Genomic DNA, 17853 nt, shown 5'->3' with positions numbered 1-17853 from the left:
AATGAGCAAAAGATCCAGGATCATAACCATTGCAAATCAGAAGGGTGGCGTTGGTAAGACAACGACAGCCATTAACCTTGCGACAGCACTTGCAGCCATTGGCGAAACTGTGCTGATCGTGGACCTCGACCCGCAGGGAAATGCCAGTACTGGCCTCGGAATTGATCGCCTTAACCGTCCGCTTTCGTCTTATGACGTGCTGACGCAGGCGGCCTCTGCAAATGAGGCGGCCATGCAGAGCGATGTTCCAAACCTTTATATCGTTCCTTCGACACTCGATCTTCTCGGTATCGAGATGGAAATAGCACAGGCACCTGATCGTACACGTCGCTTGCGCGATGCATTGCGCTTTGATTCCGCTGTTGCTGACAAGTTCTCTTACATTCTGGTTGATTGCCCGCCATCATTGAATTTGCTGACGCTGAATGCAATGGCTGCAGCGGATTCAGTTATGGTTCCCCTGCAGTGTGAATTCTTTGCACTGGAAGGTCTGAGCCAGCTTCTGCAGACCGTTGATCAGGTACGGTCGAGCATTAATTCAGAGCTGACAATTCAGGGAATTGTCCTGACAATGTTCGACAGCCGTAACAATCTCGCCTCGCAGGTTGTCGATGATGTTCGCGCCTTCATGGGCGAGAAGGTCTATCGCACCGTTATCCCACGCAATGTGCGGGTGTCGGAAGCACCATCCCACGGCAAGCCAGCTATTCTCTATGATTTGAAATGTGCTGGCAGTCAGGCTTATTTGCAGCTCGCATCGGAAGTCATCCAGCGGGAGCGGCAGCTTAAAGCCGCATAATTAGTGAGTGTTCCCCAAATGGGGCACTTGATCGATTCGACTACGTAACAATTGCAGGAACTGCCGACGATGAACGACGATCCTTCAAAAAAGCGCCTTGGCCGCGGCTTGGCCGCACTGATTGGTGAAATCGACCGCCCGGCGGAAGAACGCAAGGTGCCGATCAGCAGCGAGCGTAACGTTCCAATTGAGTTCGTCACGCGCAATCCACGCAACCCGCGTCGCATGTTCTCGGAAGTAGATCTCGAAGATCTGGCGCAGTCGATCAAAGAACACGGTGTTGTTCAACCAATCGTCGTGCGTCCGGCACCAGGTGAGCCGGATCGCTTTGAGCTGATCGCTGGTGAACGTCGCTGGCGCGCATCGCAGCGTGCGGGCATCGATACGATCCCGGTTATCATTCGCGATGTCGATGATCGCATTGCACTTGAGATCGCAATCGTTGAAAACGTTCAGCGTGCCGACCTGAATGCGGTCGAAGAAGCAATGGGATATCAACAGCTTATCGATAATCACGATTATACGCAGAACGATCTTGCACAGGTGATCGGTAAAAGCCGAAGCCATGTGGCCAATACGCTGCGTCTTCTGAAGCTGCCGCAGCGCGTGCAGGATTTCATCTCGGATGGTGCTTTGTCTGCCGGTCATGCGCGTAGCCTCATCACCATGGAAGATCCGACAGCTTTGGCGGAGCGCGTGGTCAAGGAAGGTCTGTCTGTTCGTCAGGTCGAAGCGCTGTCACAAGCGCGCAGCGGTGCTGAGCCAAAGCCGGGTAAGAGCGCGCCGATTGAGAAAGATGCCGATACAAAGGCGCTTGAAAAGCTGCTTTCCGACGTCACCGGCATGAAGGTCGAAATCAATCACCGGGAGCGTGGCGGTGAGGTTAAAGTTCGTTACAGCTCTCTTGAGCAGCTCGACGAAATCTGCCGTCGCCTGCAGAGCTGACGACATCTGTTTAGAAATCAGACTTTGAGGCCGTGGAACATTTGTTTCACGGCTTTTTCGTTTTATCGACCGCGCGCTTTGATCAGCGAAAAGACGATAGTTATCATCAGGATGACGCCGATGATAACGCCAACCGCGCTTCCCCAGAAGGCGCCATAATCACCGCCGATCAGCCAACCAAGCAAAGCGCCTAGCATGAGCAGAAGAATTGGAGGGATGCAGCCGATCATTCTTTCATTCCAATGACTTATAGAGAAACTGGATCAACGACAAAGTTGTGGTTGTCATTTCAGCTATGAAATTGAACCATAGGAAGTCTTGTTCGGTGCGCTAACAAGCTCAAGATTGGGAAAGAGTGGTCACGCGCTATTGATCGATTGCTAAATTATCGCGGCTTTTTAATGCCCAAAGTGGTTTCTGCCGGACTTTCGACAAGTCTTATATTATTGAAATATTGCTTTTGGATAGCCGGGCTGGGGAGATACCGTATCTATGGAAATGCTGACGCAAATTATCATTCACACGCCTGTCTATGTTTGGGGGCTGCTCGCTTATCTCATCATCGCGGGGATCAAGGGACGTGAAACACAAACGGTGACAGTTTGGAGAATGCTGTTTGTGCCGGTGATCTTCATCGCTGCAGGCTTCTTGCATTTTGATCGTGGTTCGGACCAGTTCGGTTCATTTCTGATCGCATGGTTTGTGGGACTGCTTGTGCTGGCACCTGTCGGGTATCTTACGGGGCCGCGTATTATCGCGGTTGATCGCGAGAACAAGCGTATCGAGAGTGCCGGAACGACTTTGCCGCTGATCCGCAATCTGATCTTCTTCTGTGCGCAATATGTTCTGGCAGTGCTCAATGCGTTCTATCCGCAGGAACAATCCACTTTGATGCTGATTACAGCTGCCGTATCGGGCGCTTCAGCAGGTTATTTTGGTGGCTGGCTCATTTCACTGTGGTTCAAATATCAGGAAGCCCACAGCTTAAACTGGGATAAGGCGTGATGAAACGTGAAACAATTAGCCCAAAACATGTCGTGGAAAGTGGGAACCCTTCGCGGAGAAATTAGTCAAAATAAATATTATTTAGTTAAAATAAAATCATATGGTAGCTATTTATTACTATTTACCGCCTTAATTTAGGATTATATAAATTTATATTAACTTATAAATATGATTTATTAATTTATTTTTAAGTTAGAACCAAATTTTATTTAGTTTCAATAGTATTAGGAGTAGAAAATGCACATCGGTAAAATATTAACAATTTGTTTAGTTTCTGCCTTTGCATCTATATCTGGCGCAAATGCAGAAAATACAAAGGGAATAGATACGCCATTAAAAATTGAATCGGACACTTCAAAATCAATTACAAAAACAACAATGCAATTCGATGGCAATGTTTCCATTAAAGTTGGTAACACTGAAATAAAAACAGATAAAGCAAAAGTTGTTAGCAATAAGAAAAAGGTTACTATATATATAGATGGTATGGTTGTAACAGTAAATAAATAGCTTGTTTTAGTTTAATTGAATAATTGGATTTTGGTTTTTATAGCGATGTATAGTCCGATGTTCAAAGAACGCTATTTTGATGTTTGCGTCATACTTTATATATGCCATTATAGCTGGCTTACAATCTGAGCCTGCATTATCAGAAATAAATGATAGCAAAGTACGATGTCGATCAGAATCATTTGACTGTGATCGCCGATGCAACGCATTGATCCATAAATTTTTGCAATAGAGCCGTGTTGCTTGAAAGAATCAGCTTAGCGGCGCGATAGTTTCACGGCTTCAACAGAAATGGCGAGCAGGCACTGGCGAATGATCGGAACAGCCAGTGCCGCATTTTGACGGCTTTCGAGAACGGCGCGTTGCAGGCGTTCCATCACGCGGGAAAGGCTTTCCGCATTCCAGCGACTGACGGCATTTTCAATCAGCTTCTTGCGATTGAAGAAGACCGGCGGACGCGCAGAAGCTACCACGACAGAAGCACTTTTGCGTTCGGTGTCCGCGATATGGCGGAGGTTTTGTATCTGCTGGAATTGGCGCGCCGCTGTGTTCAGAACCAGAAACGGTGCGGTTCCCGATTTCACGACGCGATCAAATGTCGTCTCAAAACGCGACAGATCGCCGTTCAGAACAGCATCCACTACTTCGTCGGTCGAAAGCCCGGCCACATCGCCAACGGCTTCCCGCACATCGTCTATATCGATGCGTTCTTTGCCGCGCGCATAGAGGCAAAGCTTTTCCAGCTCGCCACGCGTGGCCAGACGATCACCGCCAAGGCTCGCCCGCAACAGCTGACGCCCATCCATCGTGATCTGCATTTTCCATTCGGCCAGAACGTCGTCAATCACGCCATCGATACCGCGTGCATCGTCTGAATAGCAGGGCAGGGCCATGCCAGCGGTCGCGTTCTCGACAGCACTGCGCAGACCAGCACCCTTCTTGAGGTCGCCGGCTTCCACCAGAATATATGTTTCACGCGGCGGCTCTGTTGCCAAAAGTTTCACAGCATCGGCAAGCTTCTTCTGCCCGGCTGCATTCTTGATCCAGATAAGCCGCTCGCCACCAAACATGGAGATTGTGCGTGCCTCATCGGCGAGCTTTGCGGGATCAGCATCGATCTCGTCGGCTTCCATGCGGATGACGGCGAAGGGATCATCCAGCGGCAGTTTGGTGGCCTTCGCATAGCGGCGCGCACGTTCGCTTACCAGTCCCTTATCAGGGCCGTAGAGCAGCACCACCGGAAACGAGCTGCTCGGCTTTCCAATAAACTGATCGACTTCGTGTGCTTTCTTTTGCGCCATTAGGATTAAGTAGCGCAATTCGTTTTCAAACGAAACAGCCGCCGGTCAAACTGAGCGGCGGCTGTGAAACAAAGCTGTTTGTAATATTATTCGATCAGCAAAGCATCGTCATCGAGTGTCTGTCCGCGCACTTTGCGGAACATTTCGATGAGGTCTTCAACACCGAGCGTCTTGCGCTTGTCGCCTGTCACATCGAGCAGGATCTTGCCACCATGCAGCATGATGGTGCGGTCGCCATAGTCGAGCGCCTGACGCATGGAATGCGTGACCATGAGTGCTGTCAGCTTGTTTTCGGCAACCAATGTGCGGGTCAGTTCCATGACGAATTCAGCCATGCCCGGATCAAGGGCTGCTGTATGCTCATCAAGCAGCAGCACTTCTGAACCGGCGAGAGTGGCCATGATCAGCGAGAGCGCCTGACGCTGACCGCCAGAGAGAAGCTCCATGCGATCCTGCATGCGGTTTTCAAGGCCGAGATTGAGGCTTGCCACGCGTTCGCGGAACCATTCGCGACGCTTGGAATTGAGCGCATGGGTCAGGCCACGGCGTGTTCCACGCGATGCAGCCAGTGCCAGATTTTCCTCAATCGTCAGCGTGCCGCAGCTGCCCGCAAGCGGATCCTGAAACACACGTGCCACAAGACCGGCGCGCTCGGCAGTGGACTTGCGGGTCACATCCTGTCCGCTGATCACGACCTTGCCTGCGGTGGGGATGACATCGCCTGCCAGAACGCCAAGCATTGTCGATTTGCCAGCGCCGTTGGAGCCGATCACGGTCACGAAAGAGCCTTGCTCCATCGTCAGGTTGATCTTGTTGAGCACCTGTTTTTCAAGCGGTGTTCCACGACCGAAAATGACTTCGAGATTGGAAACTTCGATCATGATGATGCTCCTCCACGGCGCAGGCGCGGCAAGATCAGTGCGAAGGTGACGAGAAGCGCTGTGGCGATATTGAGATCGGAAGCCTGAAGCCCGACGATACTGCCATTGGAAAGTGCGAGCTGGATAGCGATGCGGTAGATGATCGAACCGGCAACACAGCCAATGAGAATGACGAGGATGAGACGCGAGCGCAGCAATGTTTCACCGATGATCACAGCGGCAAGACCAACAACGATGGTGCCAACGCCGGAGGTCACGTCTGCAAAGCCGTTTGTCTGGGCGAAAAGCGAGCCGCCAAGTGCCACGAGCGCGTTGGAGAGCGCCATGCCAAGATAAATCTGGCGATCAGTGCGTACGCCCTGCGCGCGGGCCATTTTAGGATTGGCACCGGTTGCACGCATGGCGAGGCCCATGTCGCTTTCAAGGAAGCGCCAGACGAGGAATACCGTGATTGCAACCAGAACGAACAGGAAGGCCGGACGCACATAATATTCAGGGATGCCGTGACCGAAAAACGGAGACAGCATCGTATCCTGATTAATCAGTGCTATATTCGGGCGGCCCATGACGCGCAGATTGACCGAGAACAGTGCAATCATCGTCAGAATGGAAGCCAGCAGGTTGAGGATCTTGAAGCGCACATTGAGCGTCGCAGTCACCAGACCGGCAATCGAGCCTGCAATCATCGCAACACCGGCGGAAAGCCATGGATTCCAGCCAGCAAGGATCAGAACGCCGGTTACGGCCGCACCAAGCGGAAACGAGCCATCCACGGTCAGATCGGGGAAATCGAGCACGCGGAAAGCCAGATAGACGCCGATGGCGACAAAAGAGAAGACGAGGCCCAATTCGACCGCACCCCAGAAGGCGATCTGACTCACATTGAGATTCCTTGTTCTTTGCCGTCATTGAAAATGAAAACGCACCATTCGAGGCACATAGATTCACTGGCTTTCGCACATTCAGGCATCTGCCTTTTCATGTCCGAAAGACCTGTTTCAATCACGACCGGTTTTGATTTGAGTTTGTTCCAAACACATTTGCCTTTGGAACCATTCCCCGGTTTTTCATGCGCAATTTTATTGCTTGCGATTGTTCTGGCTCTGTCTTTTTCCCGATACAACCCAAAAGCTCCAATAAGCAAGCATTATCGCTGCAAATGCGCCAAAAAGCACCATTCTGTGGGCCTGTTACAACATCCGGCTCACTTGATTTCGCTCACACTTCGCCGCGCGCACGCCACAACTCCCAGGCAAATCGCGCGCGCACGCCGATATCGAGGAATGGTCGTGGTGGCAGCTCGGTCGGGCTGCCAAGCTTCAGCATGTCGTCGATCATCGGATTATCGATATCGCAGGCCATATCGGCTGCAAGAATGCCGCCTATCGTGCCTTTGGTGATGCCGACGCCGTTCTGGCAAAGCGAGGTGTAAACATTCTTGGCGATCTGGCCGAAACCCGGAGCGCCATTGCGCGACAGGCAGATGAAGCCCGTCCATGTGTGTTCCATATCGACGTTTGACAGCATCGGGAAACGCTCATCGAAAAGCCGTTTATGCTCACGCTTGATTGTTTCACGCCGCACATTCGACTGGCGCAGCGACGGGCAGAAATGCACGTTCTGCCGGACCAGTATGCGCCGATCTGATGTCAAACGCATGGTGATACCGGCAAAGGAATTGGCCGGCGTCAGGCCCCAGGGCTCGATTTCGCCGATGGCTTTGTACTCGTCATTGGTGAGTTGTCGGCTGAGGCTCGCATGGGCTGCGAAATTCAAAAGCTTGCGCCTGAAAAAGCCGAACTGCTCACCGAAGCCGTTGACCGTCAGGATCATGGCAGGTGCCTGAATGCTGCCTTTTGGCGTGGTGATGAGAATGCGGTCGCCATACTCGATTTTGGTCACGGCAGAGTTCTCATAAAGAGTAACATTGTCGGGCAGGCTGTCGGCGAGGCCACGCACCAGAGCTGCCGGGTTTAAAAGCGAGGTGCCATAGGTGAAAATCGCTGCTTTGAAATGGCTGGTGCCGAGCCTTTTAGCCAGAGCATCGCCTTCCAGCCAGTCGAAGGGCTCTTTTAGGCGTTCGAGCTCTTTGACGGTTGGTTCGAGAACCTCACGCATCCCCTGATCGGAAACCGCTGCGTGAAACTTTCCGTCCTGTCGCCAGTCGCAGTCGATGCCGTGCTGGTCAATCTGCTGTTTGAGATGGTCGATAGCGGCACGCGCCAGCGCACGGTAGCTGTGCGACTTAGCCAGCTCCTCCATCGAAGAACTGACATTGTGCGGCAGATCGATGGCAAAACCCGCAGCGCGCCCGGATGTGCCTTTTCCGACCTCCTGCGCATCGATCAATGCAATCTGGTCGTTGGGGCGGTTCTCGGCCAGCCTTCTTGCGGCGGCAACACCTGCATAGCCAGCACCCAGCACAATCCAGTCGGCCTTGATATCGCCTTTGAGCGCTGCGCGCGGCGTGCGCGCAGGCAGTATCTTGCTCCAGCCATTGGTGTTGTCATCAGCAGGAAGGATACGAATGGCAGGCATTTTAAAGGCTCAACTGTTGGAAAGAGATTTCAAAGAAAAGGGCGGGAGATCATCCCGCCCTTTGCAATTATATCTGGAGACCGATCATTCGACCTTGCTGGTTGCGCGGTCGATAACAGCCTGCGGGAATTCGACGCCCATCTTCTTGGCTGCAGCAAGATTGATGACGAGGTCGGTGCCCTTTGCGATGTCGACAGCGATATCGCCTGGCTTTTCGCCGTTGAGGATTTTCACAACGACAGCGCCGGTCTGCTTGCCAACGTCGTAATAGTTGAAGCCGAGAGCCGCGAGCGCACCGCGCTTGACGGAATCCGTATCCGCGGTGAAGAGCGGCAGTTTGCTTTCTTCAGCAACACCGACGGCGCTTTCCAGAGCCGAAACGATGGTGTTGTCGGTCGGAACATACATAGCGTCCGCGCGGCCGACGAGGGCGCGCGCTGCACCCTGAACTTCAGCCGACTTGGTGGCAGCCGATTCCACGATTTCGATGCCTTCGGCGGAAGCGGCTTCCTTCAGTGCTGCCAGAAGCGACACGGAGTTGGTTTCACCGGAATTATAGAGATAGCCAAGCTTTTTGATGTTCGGCATCACTTCCTTGATGAGCTTGATGTGCTCAACAACTGGCGACATGTCGGAAAGGCCGGTTACATTGCCACCCGGCTTTGCCATGTCCTTGACGAGCTGTGCGCCAAGCGGATCGGAAACGGCGGTGAAGACAATCGGAATATCACGCGTTGCGGAAACAACGGCCTGTGCAGAAGGTGTCGAGATCGGAACGATGACGTCCGGAGCTTCGCCAACGAACTGGCGTGCGATCTGGGCGGCTGTTGCCGGATTACCCTGAGCGGACTGATAGACGAATTTGAGATTTTCGCCTTCCTTGAAACCGGCTTCAGCCAGCGCATCCTTCACGCCGTCGCGCGCAGCATCAAGTGCCGGATGTTCAACGATAGCAGTAACGGCAACCGTTACATCCTTGGCCTGTGCCGAAGTGGCGATAGCCGTTGCGGCCAGCAAGGCCAGAAGCATAGAACGCATAAAAATCTCCCCTGTTTTAGTGCGCTGCCTGTTTGGGCATTTTGTGGACATTGACCTTTCATCCAATCCCAAACTCTATGTTGGGCCCAAACTCTATGTTGGGATGGAAGGCCAATCCGCCTCATATCGAGGCTTAATCTGGTCTGTTTGGGCTGTCAACGTGTTGTCCTCGCGTTGCCCGCACGTTGTCAGTATCGGGCAATCCACTGCCCGTTATATTCCTTTTCATGAACACTGTGTTCAGGGCCCTTTCAATGACTATCGCCTGCCGCCATATTCTGACAAAACTGATGAAAAGTGCCACTGCACAACGTTTGAAGCATAATCCTGCCGGTCAACGTTTCACGCCGGTCGGAGTACGCTCTGAGGAACATAGTCATGAAAAAAATCGGCTTTCTTTCATTTGGCCATTGGTCGCCATCGCCGCAATCGGGAACCCGTTCCGCAAGCGATGCGCTTCTGCAATCGATTGACCTTGCTGTTGCCGCCGAGGAACTGGGCGCGGACGGCGCATATTTCCGTGTGCATCATTTTGCGCGCCAGCTTGCCTCGCCATTTCCGTTGCTTGCAGCGGTAGGTGCCAGGACGAGCAAGATTGAGATCGGTACTGCCGTCATCGATATGCGGTATGAAAACCCGTTCTATATGGTTGAAGATGCCAGTGCTGCGGACCTGATCTCCAAGGGCCGTCTGCAGCTCGGTATCAGCCGCGGCTCGCCGGAACAGGTGATCGATGGCTGGCGTTATTTCGGTTATGCGCCGGAAGAGGGTAAGACCGATGCCGATATGGGCCGTCAGCATGGCGAGGCGTTCTTCGAAGCGCTGAAAGGCGAAGGCTTTGCCCAGCCGAACCCACGGCCAATGTTTCCGAACCCTCCCGGTCTGCTGCGCATCGAGCCGCATTCGGAAGGTCTCAGAGATCGTATCTGGTGGGGCGCTGCCTCGGACGCAACCGCAATCTGGGCCGGAAAGCTTGGCATGAACCTGCAAAGCTCGACCTTGAAGAAGGACGAGTCTGGCGAACCTTTGCATATTCAGCAGGCCAAGCAGATCCGCGCCTATCGTGAAGCCTGGAAAGAAGCGGGCCACACCCGCACGCCACGTGTTTCGGTGAGCCGCAGCATCTTCGCATTGGTCGATGATCGTGATCGCGCATATTTTGGTGGCGGTAGCAACGAGCAGGATTCCATCGGCTATATTGAAGAGGATTTGAGAGCCGTCTTTGGCCGCTCCTACGCGGCTGAACCGGATAAGCTCATCAAGCAACTCGAAAAGGATGAGGCGATTGCTGAAGCCGATACGCTGCTTCTCACGGTGCCGAACCAGCTTGGTGTCGACTACAACGCGCATGTAATCGAGTCGATCCTCAAGCATGTTGCGCCAGCACTTGGCTGGCGGTAAGTACCCTTAAAGACATGCGCAGAAATTGACCACCGCCTGTTTTCATTCCACGCCGTAAATCGCCAGAAGCTGTTTCATGCGGCGGATGGCGAGGTCTGGCTGGTCGAGAACATTGGCCTGATCGGCAAGACGGAATATGTCCGCGTAATGCGAAATGCCACGCGCCGACTGCATTCCGGCGGGCATGGTGAAATGGCTTTGGTGTCCATTGAGCCAGGCGAGAAACACAACGCCTGCTTTGTAATATTGCGTCGGTGCTTCAAAGATTTTCCGCGATAGCGGCACGGTCGGCTCGATGATGGCGCGGAAGCGGGCATTGTCGCCTGCGGCCAGTGCCGCGAGCGCGCTGGACGCCTGTGGTGCGACCGCATCAAAGATACCGAGCAGCGCATGACTGTGCTTGTTTCCGTCGCCTTCGATGAGCGGCGCATAGTTGAAATCGTCGCCCGTGAAACAGAGCACACCCTCCGGCAGGCGGTCGCGTAACGCGATTTCGTAGCGCTCTTCCAGCAGCGAGATTTTGATGCCTTCCACCTTGTCGCGATGGGCTCTAATGATGCCTATCACCGTATCAAGCGCATTGTCGAAATTTTCCGAACCCCAATAGCCTTTAAGCTGCGGATCGAACATATCGCCCAACCAGTGCAGCACGACTTTTTCCCGCGCCTGACCGAGAATTCGGCCATAGACCTTGGCATAATCGTCGGGCGATCTGGCGATGCGCGCCAGGGCACGGCTTGCCATCAGGATGAAACGCCCGCCATGCTTTTCGATGAACCCGGCCTGTGTCTCATAGGCCTTGATGACGTCATCAAGGCTTTTCGCATCGGCGGGATCAAGGTGGTCAGTGCCTGCACCGCTCGCGAGATCAGCGCCCGCTACGGTCTTGCTTTCTGCCAGTGAGCGACGGATCAGCTCCTGCGCGCCCGCCCAGTTCAGGCCCATACCGCGCTGCGACGTATCCATCGCTTCCGCTATCTGAAAACCGAGGCTCCAGAGATGATGCCGGAAAGCCATGGTCGCATCCCAGTCTATTGCCGGATCGTTCCATGGGCGGGTATCTTTCAACGGATCGGAAACCACATGCGCTGCGGCATAGGCAATGCGGTTGAAATGTGGAGGTGAGACCGGTCTTGGTGTCGGTGTGCCGACTAAGCGATAAGGCCTGAGGCTTCCGTCAGCACACGGCAGGGCCAACACATTTTCAGACAATGCGCTCATATCACTCCTCCATACGAATAGTCATATCTTTAATTTAGATCGTTCCAATTATCAAGATGAGGTCAAATAAGGCGATACTTCGTAAAAATAGAAGGTTTCTTGTGAAATATGGAAAATGGACGCTGTATGTACATAAAATTTGAAAATTGGCGCTAAAATCCGAATTTCAAACCGTATTATGCGCGCGGTTTCACGGCTTTCCTGATGCTGTTCAAAACCGTTGACAAATTTGGAACGTTCCAATTAAATGACACGAACAGGAGATTGGCATGAGCAAGAGCAGCATTACGGTCATCGATATTGCACGCGAAGCAGGCGTGTCGAAATCGACCGTCTCGCTTGTGCTCCGCGACAGCCCGCTTGTTCATGCCGAAACCCGCGCCAAGGTTCAGGAAGCGATTGAGAAGCTCGGTTATGTCTATAACCGTTCGGCTGCCAATCTCCGTCAGGCGAAGTCGAAGATCATCGGGCTTGTGGTCAATGACCTGACCAACAGCTTCTTTGCCGAGCTTGCGGTGGGTGTTGATCGCGTCATGCAGTCGGCGGGTTATGTGCAGTTTCTCGCCAATACGGCGGAAAGCATTGACCGGCAGCGCGAAGTGATTGCCTCAATGCGCGAGCATGGCATTGCCGGGCTGATTGTTTCGCCAGCGCGTGGAACCGAGGCTAATGATCTGAAACCATTGGCAAAAAGTGGCCTGCCGGTTGTGCAGATGGTGCGCGATGTGCCGGGAGCGGGTGTGTCATCCATCGTTTCGGACAATCGTGGTGGTGTTTCAAAGGCTGTCGAGCATTTGGTGTCTCTGGGGCACAGCGTTATCGCTTTCATGGGCGGTTATGCGGATACCGCTGTTTTTGCTGAAAGAGTTGCGGGCTATCGTGCGGGACTTGAGCAGGCGGGCATCGTGTTTGATGATGCGCTGGTCTTCACCTCCGCTCCCTCTCGTGCTGGCGGTGTTGAAGCACTGGAGCAGATGCTGCGGCAGGGCATGAAGCCGACGGCAACTGTTTGCTTTAACGATGCTGTGGCTTTTGGTGTCTGTGATGGTTTGCGCGGCGCGCAACTGGAGCCGGGCCGAGATTTCGGTGTGGTCGGTTTTGACGATGTGATCGAAGCAAAGACCGCTGTTCCGGCACTGACAACTGTGGCTGTCGATCCGCAAGGTTTGGGAGAACGTGCGGCGCAGCTTTTGCTGAAACAGATCAATTCTGAACGAGTGGAGGCGGAGGCGCAGCGCTTGTCGGTGCGTCTTGCGGTGCGTGCAAGTTGTGGTGCGCCGTTCAGAAAACAGGAGGAGAAATTCGAATGGCAAAGTGGGGCCTTATAGGCGCAAGCACCATTGCAAAAGAATGGGTGATCGGAGCCATTCGCGCCACCGGTGGCGAAGTCGTTTCCGTTTACAGCACCAATGCTGAGCGTGGCGAAACCTATGCCCGCGAAAACGGCATTGCCCGTTCCGTGACAAGCCTTGATGCGCTGTTGTCCGATCCGGAAATCGACGCAGTCTATATCTCCACCACCAATGAATTGCATCGCGATCAGGCGATTGCTGCCGCCAAAGCAGGCAAGCATATTCTCTGTGAAAAGCCGCTGGCACTGACGCTTGATGACGCGCACCAAATGCTGAAAGCCGTGCGTGAAGCGGGCGTTGTGGCCGGTACCAACCATCATCTGCGCAATGCCGCAAGCCATCGCGCCATGCACGATGCCATTGCCAAGGGCAAGATCGGCAAGGTGCTGGGCGCGCGGGTTTTTCATGCGGTTTATCTGCCGCCGCATTTGCAGGGCTGGCGTATCGAGCGGCCCGACGCCGGCGGCGGTGTGATCCTCGATATTACCGTGCATGATGCCGATACATTGCGCTTTGTGCTGGGTGAAAACCCAGTCGAGGCCTTGGCTTTCAGCCAGCAAGGGGGCCTCAGCGGCGAAGGACTGGAAGATGGCGTGATGGGCGTTTTGCGGTTTCCATCCGGCGTCATCGCTCAGTTCCACGATGCTTTCACCACCAAATATGCGGAAACCGGCTTCGAGGTACATGGCAGCGAAGGCTCGCTCATTGCACGCAATGTCATGACGCAAAAGCCGGTGGGAACCGTCATTTTGCGTGACAAGGACGGTGAGCACGAATTGCTGCTTGATCAGAAAAATCTCTACGAAACCGCCTTGCAGGCTTTCCATGATGCGATTGCGGGCCAGGGCCAGCCATCGGCAACACTGGAGGACGGCATCTGGTCGCTGGCGACCGGGCTTGCTGTGCTTGAGGCCGCAAAGACCGGTAAGGCTACTGCCGTTCATTCAGGACTTTAAAGTTATGAGCAAACATATTTCCTTTGCGGAAGCAGCATCACTTATTCCCGACAACGCTGTCGTTTCTGTTTCTTCATCCAGTGGCCTCGGCTGTCCGGATATGATGCTGAAGGCCATTGGCGAGCGTTTTGATGAAACCGGTCATCCCCAAAATATCACCACGCTGCACCCGATTGCTGCGGGCGATATGAGCGGCATCAAGGGTGTCGATTACATCGCCAAAAAGGGGCTTCTCAAAAAGATCATCGGCGGCTCATATCCTTCCGGACCATCAAGCGCCGAACCGCCGCTAATCTGGCAGATGATCACCAATAATGAGATTCCGGCCTATAATATTCCGTCCGGCATTTTGTTCGATATGCACCGTGAAGCTGCCGCAAAGCGCCCCGGTGTGCTGACCAAGGTGGGGCTTGATACTTTCGTTGATCCCAAGCGTCAGGGATCGGCAATGAACGACAAGGCGCGCGAGGAGCCGGTCGTCAAACATGTCAATTTTGAAGGTGAGGACTGGCTCTATTTCCCCAATATCGTGCCACATGTGACCATCATCCGCGCCACAACTGCGGATGAACGCGGCAATCTCACCTATGAACATGAGGGCGCTTATCTCGGCGGGTTGGATCAGTCGCTGGCTGCGCGCAACAATGGCGGTATCGTCATTGCGCAGGTGAAGCGCATTGCCAAGGAAGGCACGCTGAAACCGCATGATGTGCGCGTTCCCGGCGTTCTGGTTGATTATATCGTGGTTGATCCCGACCAGAAGCAGACAACGCAGACGCTTTATGATCCGGCGATTTCCGGCGAGATTTTCCGTCCGCTTGATACATTCCGCTTGCCTGAGTTCAATATTCAGAAGGCGATTGCGCGGCGTGTCGCGCAGGAATTGCAGGCAGGAAGTGCGGTTAATCTTGGCTTCGGCATTTCCGCCAATGTGCCGCGCATTCTGTTGGAAGAGGGCCTGCACGGTGCGGTCACCTGGGTGATAGAGCAGGGTGCAGTTGGTGGCGTGCCGCTTCTCGACTTTGCCTTTGGTTGCGCATCGAATGCTGATGCCTATATGCCGTCGCCCTATCAGTTCACTTATTTTCAGGGCGCGGGCTTCGACGCCTCGCTGTTGTCCTTCCTTGAGATCGGACGCGATGGCTCGGTCAATGTGTCGAAGCTTTCATTCCGTCCGCATGTGACTGCTGGCGCTGGCGGTTTTGTCGATATTACTGCAAGGGCCAAGAAGATTGTCTTCTCTGGCATGTTCAATGCAGGGGCGAAATTGTCAGTCGCTGACGGTAAGCTGGTGATCGAGAAGGAAGGCAAGCTCAAAAAGCTCGTTAATGAGGTTGAGCATGTCACTTTCTCCGGCCCGCGCGGTGTCGAGCAGGGGCAGGATATTACCTATGTCACTGAACGTGCGGTTTTGAAGCTGACGCCAGAGGGCATTGTGCTGACCGAGATCGCGCCGGGTGTGGATTTGCAGACGCATATTCTGGACCAAGCCGAGTTTCCGCTGATTGTTTCGGATCAGCTCAGGATCATGGATGAAGCCTTGTTCCGTGACGAGCCGATTGGCCTCACGCTGCCGCAAAAGCCTGCGCGAAAGCTGGAGGTTTAATATGGCTCAACGGATAGAAATAGCGATTGAGAACCACATCGCGGTCATGACCATCAAGCGGCCCGAAAAGCTCAATGCGTTTGATATTGAGCTTTTGCAGGAATTGTCTGCCGCCTGTGATCGGGTGGAAGCGGAGTGCACCGTGCGGGTTGCGATCCTGACCGGTGAGGGCAAAGCCTTTTCTGCCGGTGGCGACATCAAGGCCTGGGGCGGCATGGAGCCAGCTGAATTCGGCCATGCCTGGGTGCGCTACGGTCATCGTGTGTTCGAGAGGCTTGCGACTTTGCGTGTGCCATTGATCGCAGCGATGAATGGTCATGCTTTGGGCGGCGGGCTGGAACTGGCAGGCGCTGCCGATATCCGCATCGTTGAGCGACAGGCCAAGATCGGCCTGCCGGAAACCTCGCTCGGCATGATCCCCGGCTGGTCGGGCACGCAGCGCCTTGTGCGCCGTTTCGGTGCGCAGATTGTGCGCCGCATGGTGCTGGGCGGCGAGATGTTTACCGCAGAAGAAGCGCTGTCGCATGGGCTGGTCGATGCAGTGGTGGAGACGGGCGCAGCCTTGCAGGCGGCACAGGATTATGCGGCGCGGGTGGCCAAGCGCGGACCCGCCGCACTCGAAATTTCCAAACTGATGCTGTCGGTGGCGAATGGCGAGGACAATGGTACGGCAGTCGAGGCGCTGGGGTCCATCCTTGTCGCCAAGACCGGCGATCTGAAAGAAGGCGTGCGCTCGTTTGCCGAAAAGCGCGAAGCGAATTTTGAAGGAAAATGGTGATGAGCGTAGTCGTAAAACCGCAGCCGCTGAACGGGCTTGAAGTTCGTGAATTCTCGATGCTGATCGATGGAAAATGGGTTGGAAGCCAAAGCGGCGAGACAATTGAGCGTGTAGCGCCCGGCCATGGCGTGACCGTGAGCCGCTATCCGGCAGGCAACAAGGCCGATGTGGAACGCGCCGTAGCGAGCGCGCGCAAGGCTTTTGACGATGGGCGCTGGTCGTCCAAAACGGCATCGCAGCGTTCGCTGATTTTGCTAAAAACCGCCGATCTGATTGAAGCACGGGCGGAAGAGCTTGCCTATCTTGACGCAATTGAAGCCGGCAAACCAATTTCTCAGGTGCGCGGCGAAATTGCCGGTTCCGTCGATATCTGGCGCTATGCGGCAGCGCTCGCACGCGATCTGCATGGCGAGAGCTACAATAATCTGGGCGATGGCACTCTGGGCGTCGTGCTGCGCGAGGCAATTGGCGTTGTTTCCATCATTACGCCGTGGAATTTCCCGTTCCTGATCGTGGGCCAGAAGCTGCCTTTCGCGCTGGCAGCGGGTTGCACGGCGGTGGTGAAGCCTTCGGAACTGACGTCCGGTTCGACATTGTTGCTCGGCGAAATTCTGACCGAGGCAGGGGTTCCAGATGGTGTCGTCAACATCATCACCGGGACGGGTGCGGACGTTGGCCAGCATATGAGCACACATCCGGATGTTGATATGGTTTCGTTCACCGGTTCAACCGGTGTGGGCAAGCTGACCATGGCCAATGCGGCGCAAACGCTGAAAAAAGTATCGCTGGAGCTTGGTGGCAAGAATCCGCAAATCCTGTTCCCGGATGCGGATATGGACGCCTTTATCGATGCTGCCGTGTTCGGCGCATGGTTCAATGCAGGCGAGTGCTGCAATGCCGGTTCGCGGCTGATCGTGCATCGTTCGATTGTCGATGAGATTGTCGGGCGCGTGGCTGATCTGTCGAAGAAAGTCATTGTTGGCGATCCACTCGATGTCAGTACGCAGGTGGGTGCGATCATCACGCGAGCACATCTCGATAAGGTCGGTGCCTATGTGGATCAGGCGAAAAAGGCGGGTGCTGCAATTGCCCACGGTGGTGATGTGCTGGATCTCGGCCTTGGCCAATATATGGGACCAACGATCATTGCAGGCGTGAAAGCCGACATGGCTGTGGCGCGTGAGGAAGTGTTCGGCCCGGTTCTGTCGGTACTTTCCTTCGATACGGTGGATGAGGCAATCTCCATTGCCAATGCGGTTGATTATGGCTTGTCAGCAGGCGTCTGGAGTCGCGATTTCGACACCTGCATGAGCGTTGGCCGAAAGGTGCGTGCTGGCACGGTCTGGATGAACACCTTCATGGATGGCACACCGGAACTGCCTTTCGGCGGTTATCGCCAGTCGGGTCTGGGCCGCGAGCTGGGCCGTCATGCGGTGGAGGATTACACCGAAACCAAGACGCTCAACATGCATATCGGTGCGCGCACCGGCTGGTGGATGCCGCAAGCAAAGTAAGGGAGGCG

At 54.4% G+C, this 17853-nt stretch carries 17 protein-coding genes; 10 read left to right on the top strand and 7 right to left on the bottom strand.

Annotation, left to right across the window (positions count from 1 at the left end):
- Position 1 precedes the first annotated feature (1 nt).
- Positions 2 to 799 (top strand): ParA family protein, encoded by a 798-nt coding sequence (locus tag ACSME1_RS06555; RefSeq protein WP_024898462.1) that lies wholly within the window; start codon positions 2 to 4, stop codon positions 797 to 799.
- 69 nt (positions 800 to 868) lie between these two features.
- Complete coding sequence (locus tag ACSME1_RS06550) at positions 869 to 1744, top strand: ParB/RepB/Spo0J family partition protein (protein WP_024898463.1); 876 nt, start codon at positions 869 to 871, stop codon at positions 1742 to 1744.
- Positions 1745 to 1806: 62 nt separating this feature from the next.
- Here the strand turns inward: ACSME1_RS06550 and ACSME1_RS06545 are convergent, their stop codons facing one another.
- A complete protein-coding gene (locus ACSME1_RS06545; protein ID WP_161662547.1) occupies positions 1807 to 1974 on the bottom strand; it encodes a hypothetical protein in 168 nt (55 codons plus the stop codon).
- A 262-nt stretch (positions 1975 to 2236) separates the two neighbouring features.
- Between ACSME1_RS06545 and ACSME1_RS06540 the strand changes: the two genes are divergently transcribed.
- Positions 2237 to 2749, top strand: coding sequence for a DUF6622 family protein (locus ACSME1_RS06540; RefSeq protein WP_024898464.1), 513 nt, complete (start codon positions 2237 to 2239; stop codon positions 2747 to 2749).
- A 237-nt stretch (positions 2750 to 2986) separates the two neighbouring features.
- Positions 2987 to 3259 carry an LptA/OstA family protein gene (locus ACSME1_RS06535; protein ID WP_024898465.1) on the top strand — a complete coding sequence of 91 codons (273 nt, stop codon included), beginning with the start codon at positions 2987 to 2989 and terminating at the stop codon, positions 3257 to 3259.
- 257 nt (positions 3260 to 3516) lie between these two features.
- On the opposite strand, the gene holA is transcribed toward ACSME1_RS06535, so the two are convergent.
- The 5 genes from holA to ACSME1_RS06510 form a co-directional block, all read right to left on the bottom strand.
- Positions 3517 to 4560, bottom strand: a complete 1044-nt coding sequence (gene holA / locus ACSME1_RS06530) for a DNA polymerase III subunit delta (protein ID WP_024898466.1) — start codon at positions 4558 to 4560, stop codon at positions 3517 to 3519.
- 86 nt (positions 4561 to 4646) lie between these two features.
- On the bottom strand, positions 4647 to 5441 hold the full coding sequence (locus ACSME1_RS06525; RefSeq protein ID WP_024898467.1) for an ABC transporter ATP-binding protein: 795 nt from the start codon (positions 5439 to 5441) through the stop codon (positions 4647 to 4649).
- Positions 5438 to 6322, bottom strand: coding sequence for an ABC transporter permease (locus ACSME1_RS06520; protein ID WP_024898468.1), 885 nt, complete (start codon positions 6320 to 6322; stop codon positions 5438 to 5440). Before ACSME1_RS06520 ends, ACSME1_RS06525 begins: the two co-directional genes overlap by 4 nt.
- 337 nt (positions 6323 to 6659) lie before the next feature.
- Positions 6660 to 7979, bottom strand: coding sequence for an NAD(P)/FAD-dependent oxidoreductase (locus ACSME1_RS06515; protein WP_100558422.1), 1320 nt, complete (start codon positions 7977 to 7979; stop codon positions 6660 to 6662).
- Positions 7980 to 8063: 84 nt separating this feature from the next.
- Positions 8064 to 9017 (bottom strand): ABC transporter substrate-binding protein, encoded by a 954-nt coding sequence (locus ACSME1_RS06510; RefSeq protein ID WP_100558423.1) that lies wholly within the window; start codon positions 9015 to 9017, stop codon positions 8064 to 8066.
- Between the two features lie 378 nt (positions 9018 to 9395).
- Between ACSME1_RS06510 and ACSME1_RS06505 the strand changes: the two genes are divergently transcribed.
- Positions 9396 to 10418: an LLM class flavin-dependent oxidoreductase gene (locus ACSME1_RS06505; protein WP_100558424.1), complete on the top strand. Its 1023-nt coding sequence runs from the start codon at positions 9396 to 9398 to the stop codon at positions 10416 to 10418.
- A 42-nt stretch (positions 10419 to 10460) separates the two neighbouring features.
- On the opposite strand, the gene ACSME1_RS06500 is transcribed toward ACSME1_RS06505, so the two are convergent.
- Positions 10461 to 11639, bottom strand: a complete 1179-nt coding sequence (locus ACSME1_RS06500) for a dihydrodipicolinate synthase family protein (RefSeq protein WP_105705595.1) — start codon at positions 11637 to 11639, stop codon at positions 10461 to 10463.
- Positions 11640 to 11908: 269 nt separating this feature from the next.
- On the opposite strand from ACSME1_RS06500, the gene ACSME1_RS06495 reads away from it, so the two are divergent.
- Genes ACSME1_RS06495 through ACSME1_RS06475 form a run of 5 tightly spaced genes read left to right on the top strand, consistent with a single transcriptional unit; the run spans position 11909 to position 17845 of the window.
- A complete protein-coding gene (locus ACSME1_RS06495; protein ID WP_105705597.1) occupies positions 11909 to 12967 on the top strand; it encodes a LacI family DNA-binding transcriptional regulator in 1059 nt (352 codons plus the stop codon).
- A complete protein-coding gene (locus ACSME1_RS06490; RefSeq protein ID WP_105705598.1) occupies positions 12946 to 13947 on the top strand; it encodes a Gfo/Idh/MocA family protein in 1002 nt (333 codons plus the stop codon). Before ACSME1_RS06495 ends, ACSME1_RS06490 begins: the two co-directional genes overlap by 22 nt.
- A 4-nt stretch (positions 13948 to 13951) precedes the next feature.
- The gene (locus tag ACSME1_RS06485) at positions 13952 to 15553 is read left to right on the top strand and encodes an acyl CoA:acetate/3-ketoacid CoA transferase (RefSeq protein WP_024898476.1); all 1602 of its coding nucleotides are present in this window, start codon (positions 13952 to 13954) and stop codon (positions 15551 to 15553) included.
- 1 nt (position 15554) lies between these two features.
- The gene (locus ACSME1_RS06480) at positions 15555 to 16331 is read left to right on the top strand and encodes an enoyl-CoA hydratase/isomerase family protein (protein ID WP_024898477.1); all 777 of its coding nucleotides are present in this window, start codon (positions 15555 to 15557) and stop codon (positions 16329 to 16331) included.
- The gene (locus tag ACSME1_RS06475; RefSeq protein ID WP_105705600.1) at positions 16325 to 17845 is read left to right on the top strand and encodes an aldehyde dehydrogenase family protein; all 1521 of its coding nucleotides are present in this window, start codon (positions 16325 to 16327) and stop codon (positions 17843 to 17845) included. Before ACSME1_RS06480 ends, ACSME1_RS06475 begins: the two co-directional genes overlap by 7 nt.
- Positions 17846 to 17853: the final 8 nt, after the last annotated feature.

The organism is Brucella pituitosa (assembly GCF_965577835.1).
In the GTDB taxonomy this organism is placed as follows: Bacteria; Pseudomonadota; Alphaproteobacteria; order Rhizobiales; family Rhizobiaceae; genus Brucella; species Brucella pituitosa.
Note: the sequence above shows the minus strand (reverse complement) of the source record. Positions and strands in the feature narration are given on the sequence as shown.

Coding starts and splice junctions, on each gene's coding strand:
- ACSME1_RS06555 (WP_024898462.1), top strand. CDS start 2: ATGAGCAAAAGATCCAGGATCATAACCATTGCAAATCAGAAGGGTGGC.
- ACSME1_RS06550 (WP_024898463.1), top strand. CDS start 869: ATGAACGACGATCCTTCAAAAAAGCGCCTTGGCCGCGGCTTGGCCGCA.
- ACSME1_RS06545 (WP_161662547.1), bottom strand. CDS start 1,974: ATGATCGGCTGCATCCCTCCAATTCTTCTGCTCATGCTAGGCGCTTTG.
- ACSME1_RS06540 (WP_024898464.1), top strand. CDS start 2,237: ATGGAAATGCTGACGCAAATTATCATTCACACGCCTGTCTATGTTTGG.
- ACSME1_RS06535 (WP_024898465.1), top strand. CDS start 2,987: ATGCACATCGGTAAAATATTAACAATTTGTTTAGTTTCTGCCTTTGCA.
- holA (WP_024898466.1), bottom strand. CDS start 4,560: ATGGCGCAAAAGAAAGCACACGAAGTCGATCAGTTTATTGGAAAGCCG.
- ACSME1_RS06525 (WP_024898467.1), bottom strand. CDS start 5,441: ATGATCGAAGTTTCCAATCTCGAAGTCATTTTCGGTCGTGGAACACCG.
- ACSME1_RS06515 (WP_100558422.1), bottom strand. CDS start 7,979: ATGCCTGCCATTCGTATCCTTCCTGCTGATGACAACACCAATGGCTGG.
- ACSME1_RS06510 (WP_100558423.1), bottom strand. CDS start 9,017: ATGCGTTCTATGCTTCTGGCCTTGCTGGCCGCAACGGCTATCGCCACT.
- ACSME1_RS06505 (WP_100558424.1), top strand. CDS start 9,396: ATGAAAAAAATCGGCTTTCTTTCATTTGGCCATTGGTCGCCATCGCCG.
- ACSME1_RS06500 (WP_105705595.1), bottom strand. CDS start 11,639: ATGAGCGCATTGTCTGAAAATGTGTTGGCCCTGCCGTGTGCTGACGGA.
- ACSME1_RS06495 (WP_105705597.1), top strand. CDS start 11,909: ATGAGCAAGAGCAGCATTACGGTCATCGATATTGCACGCGAAGCAGGC.
- ACSME1_RS06490 (WP_105705598.1), top strand. CDS start 12,946: ATGGCAAAGTGGGGCCTTATAGGCGCAAGCACCATTGCAAAAGAATGG.
- ACSME1_RS06485 (WP_024898476.1), top strand. CDS start 13,952: ATGAGCAAACATATTTCCTTTGCGGAAGCAGCATCACTTATTCCCGAC.
- ACSME1_RS06480 (WP_024898477.1), top strand. CDS start 15,555: ATGGCTCAACGGATAGAAATAGCGATTGAGAACCACATCGCGGTCATG.
- ACSME1_RS06475 (WP_105705600.1), top strand. CDS start 16,325: ATGGTGATGAGCGTAGTCGTAAAACCGCAGCCGCTGAACGGGCTTGAA.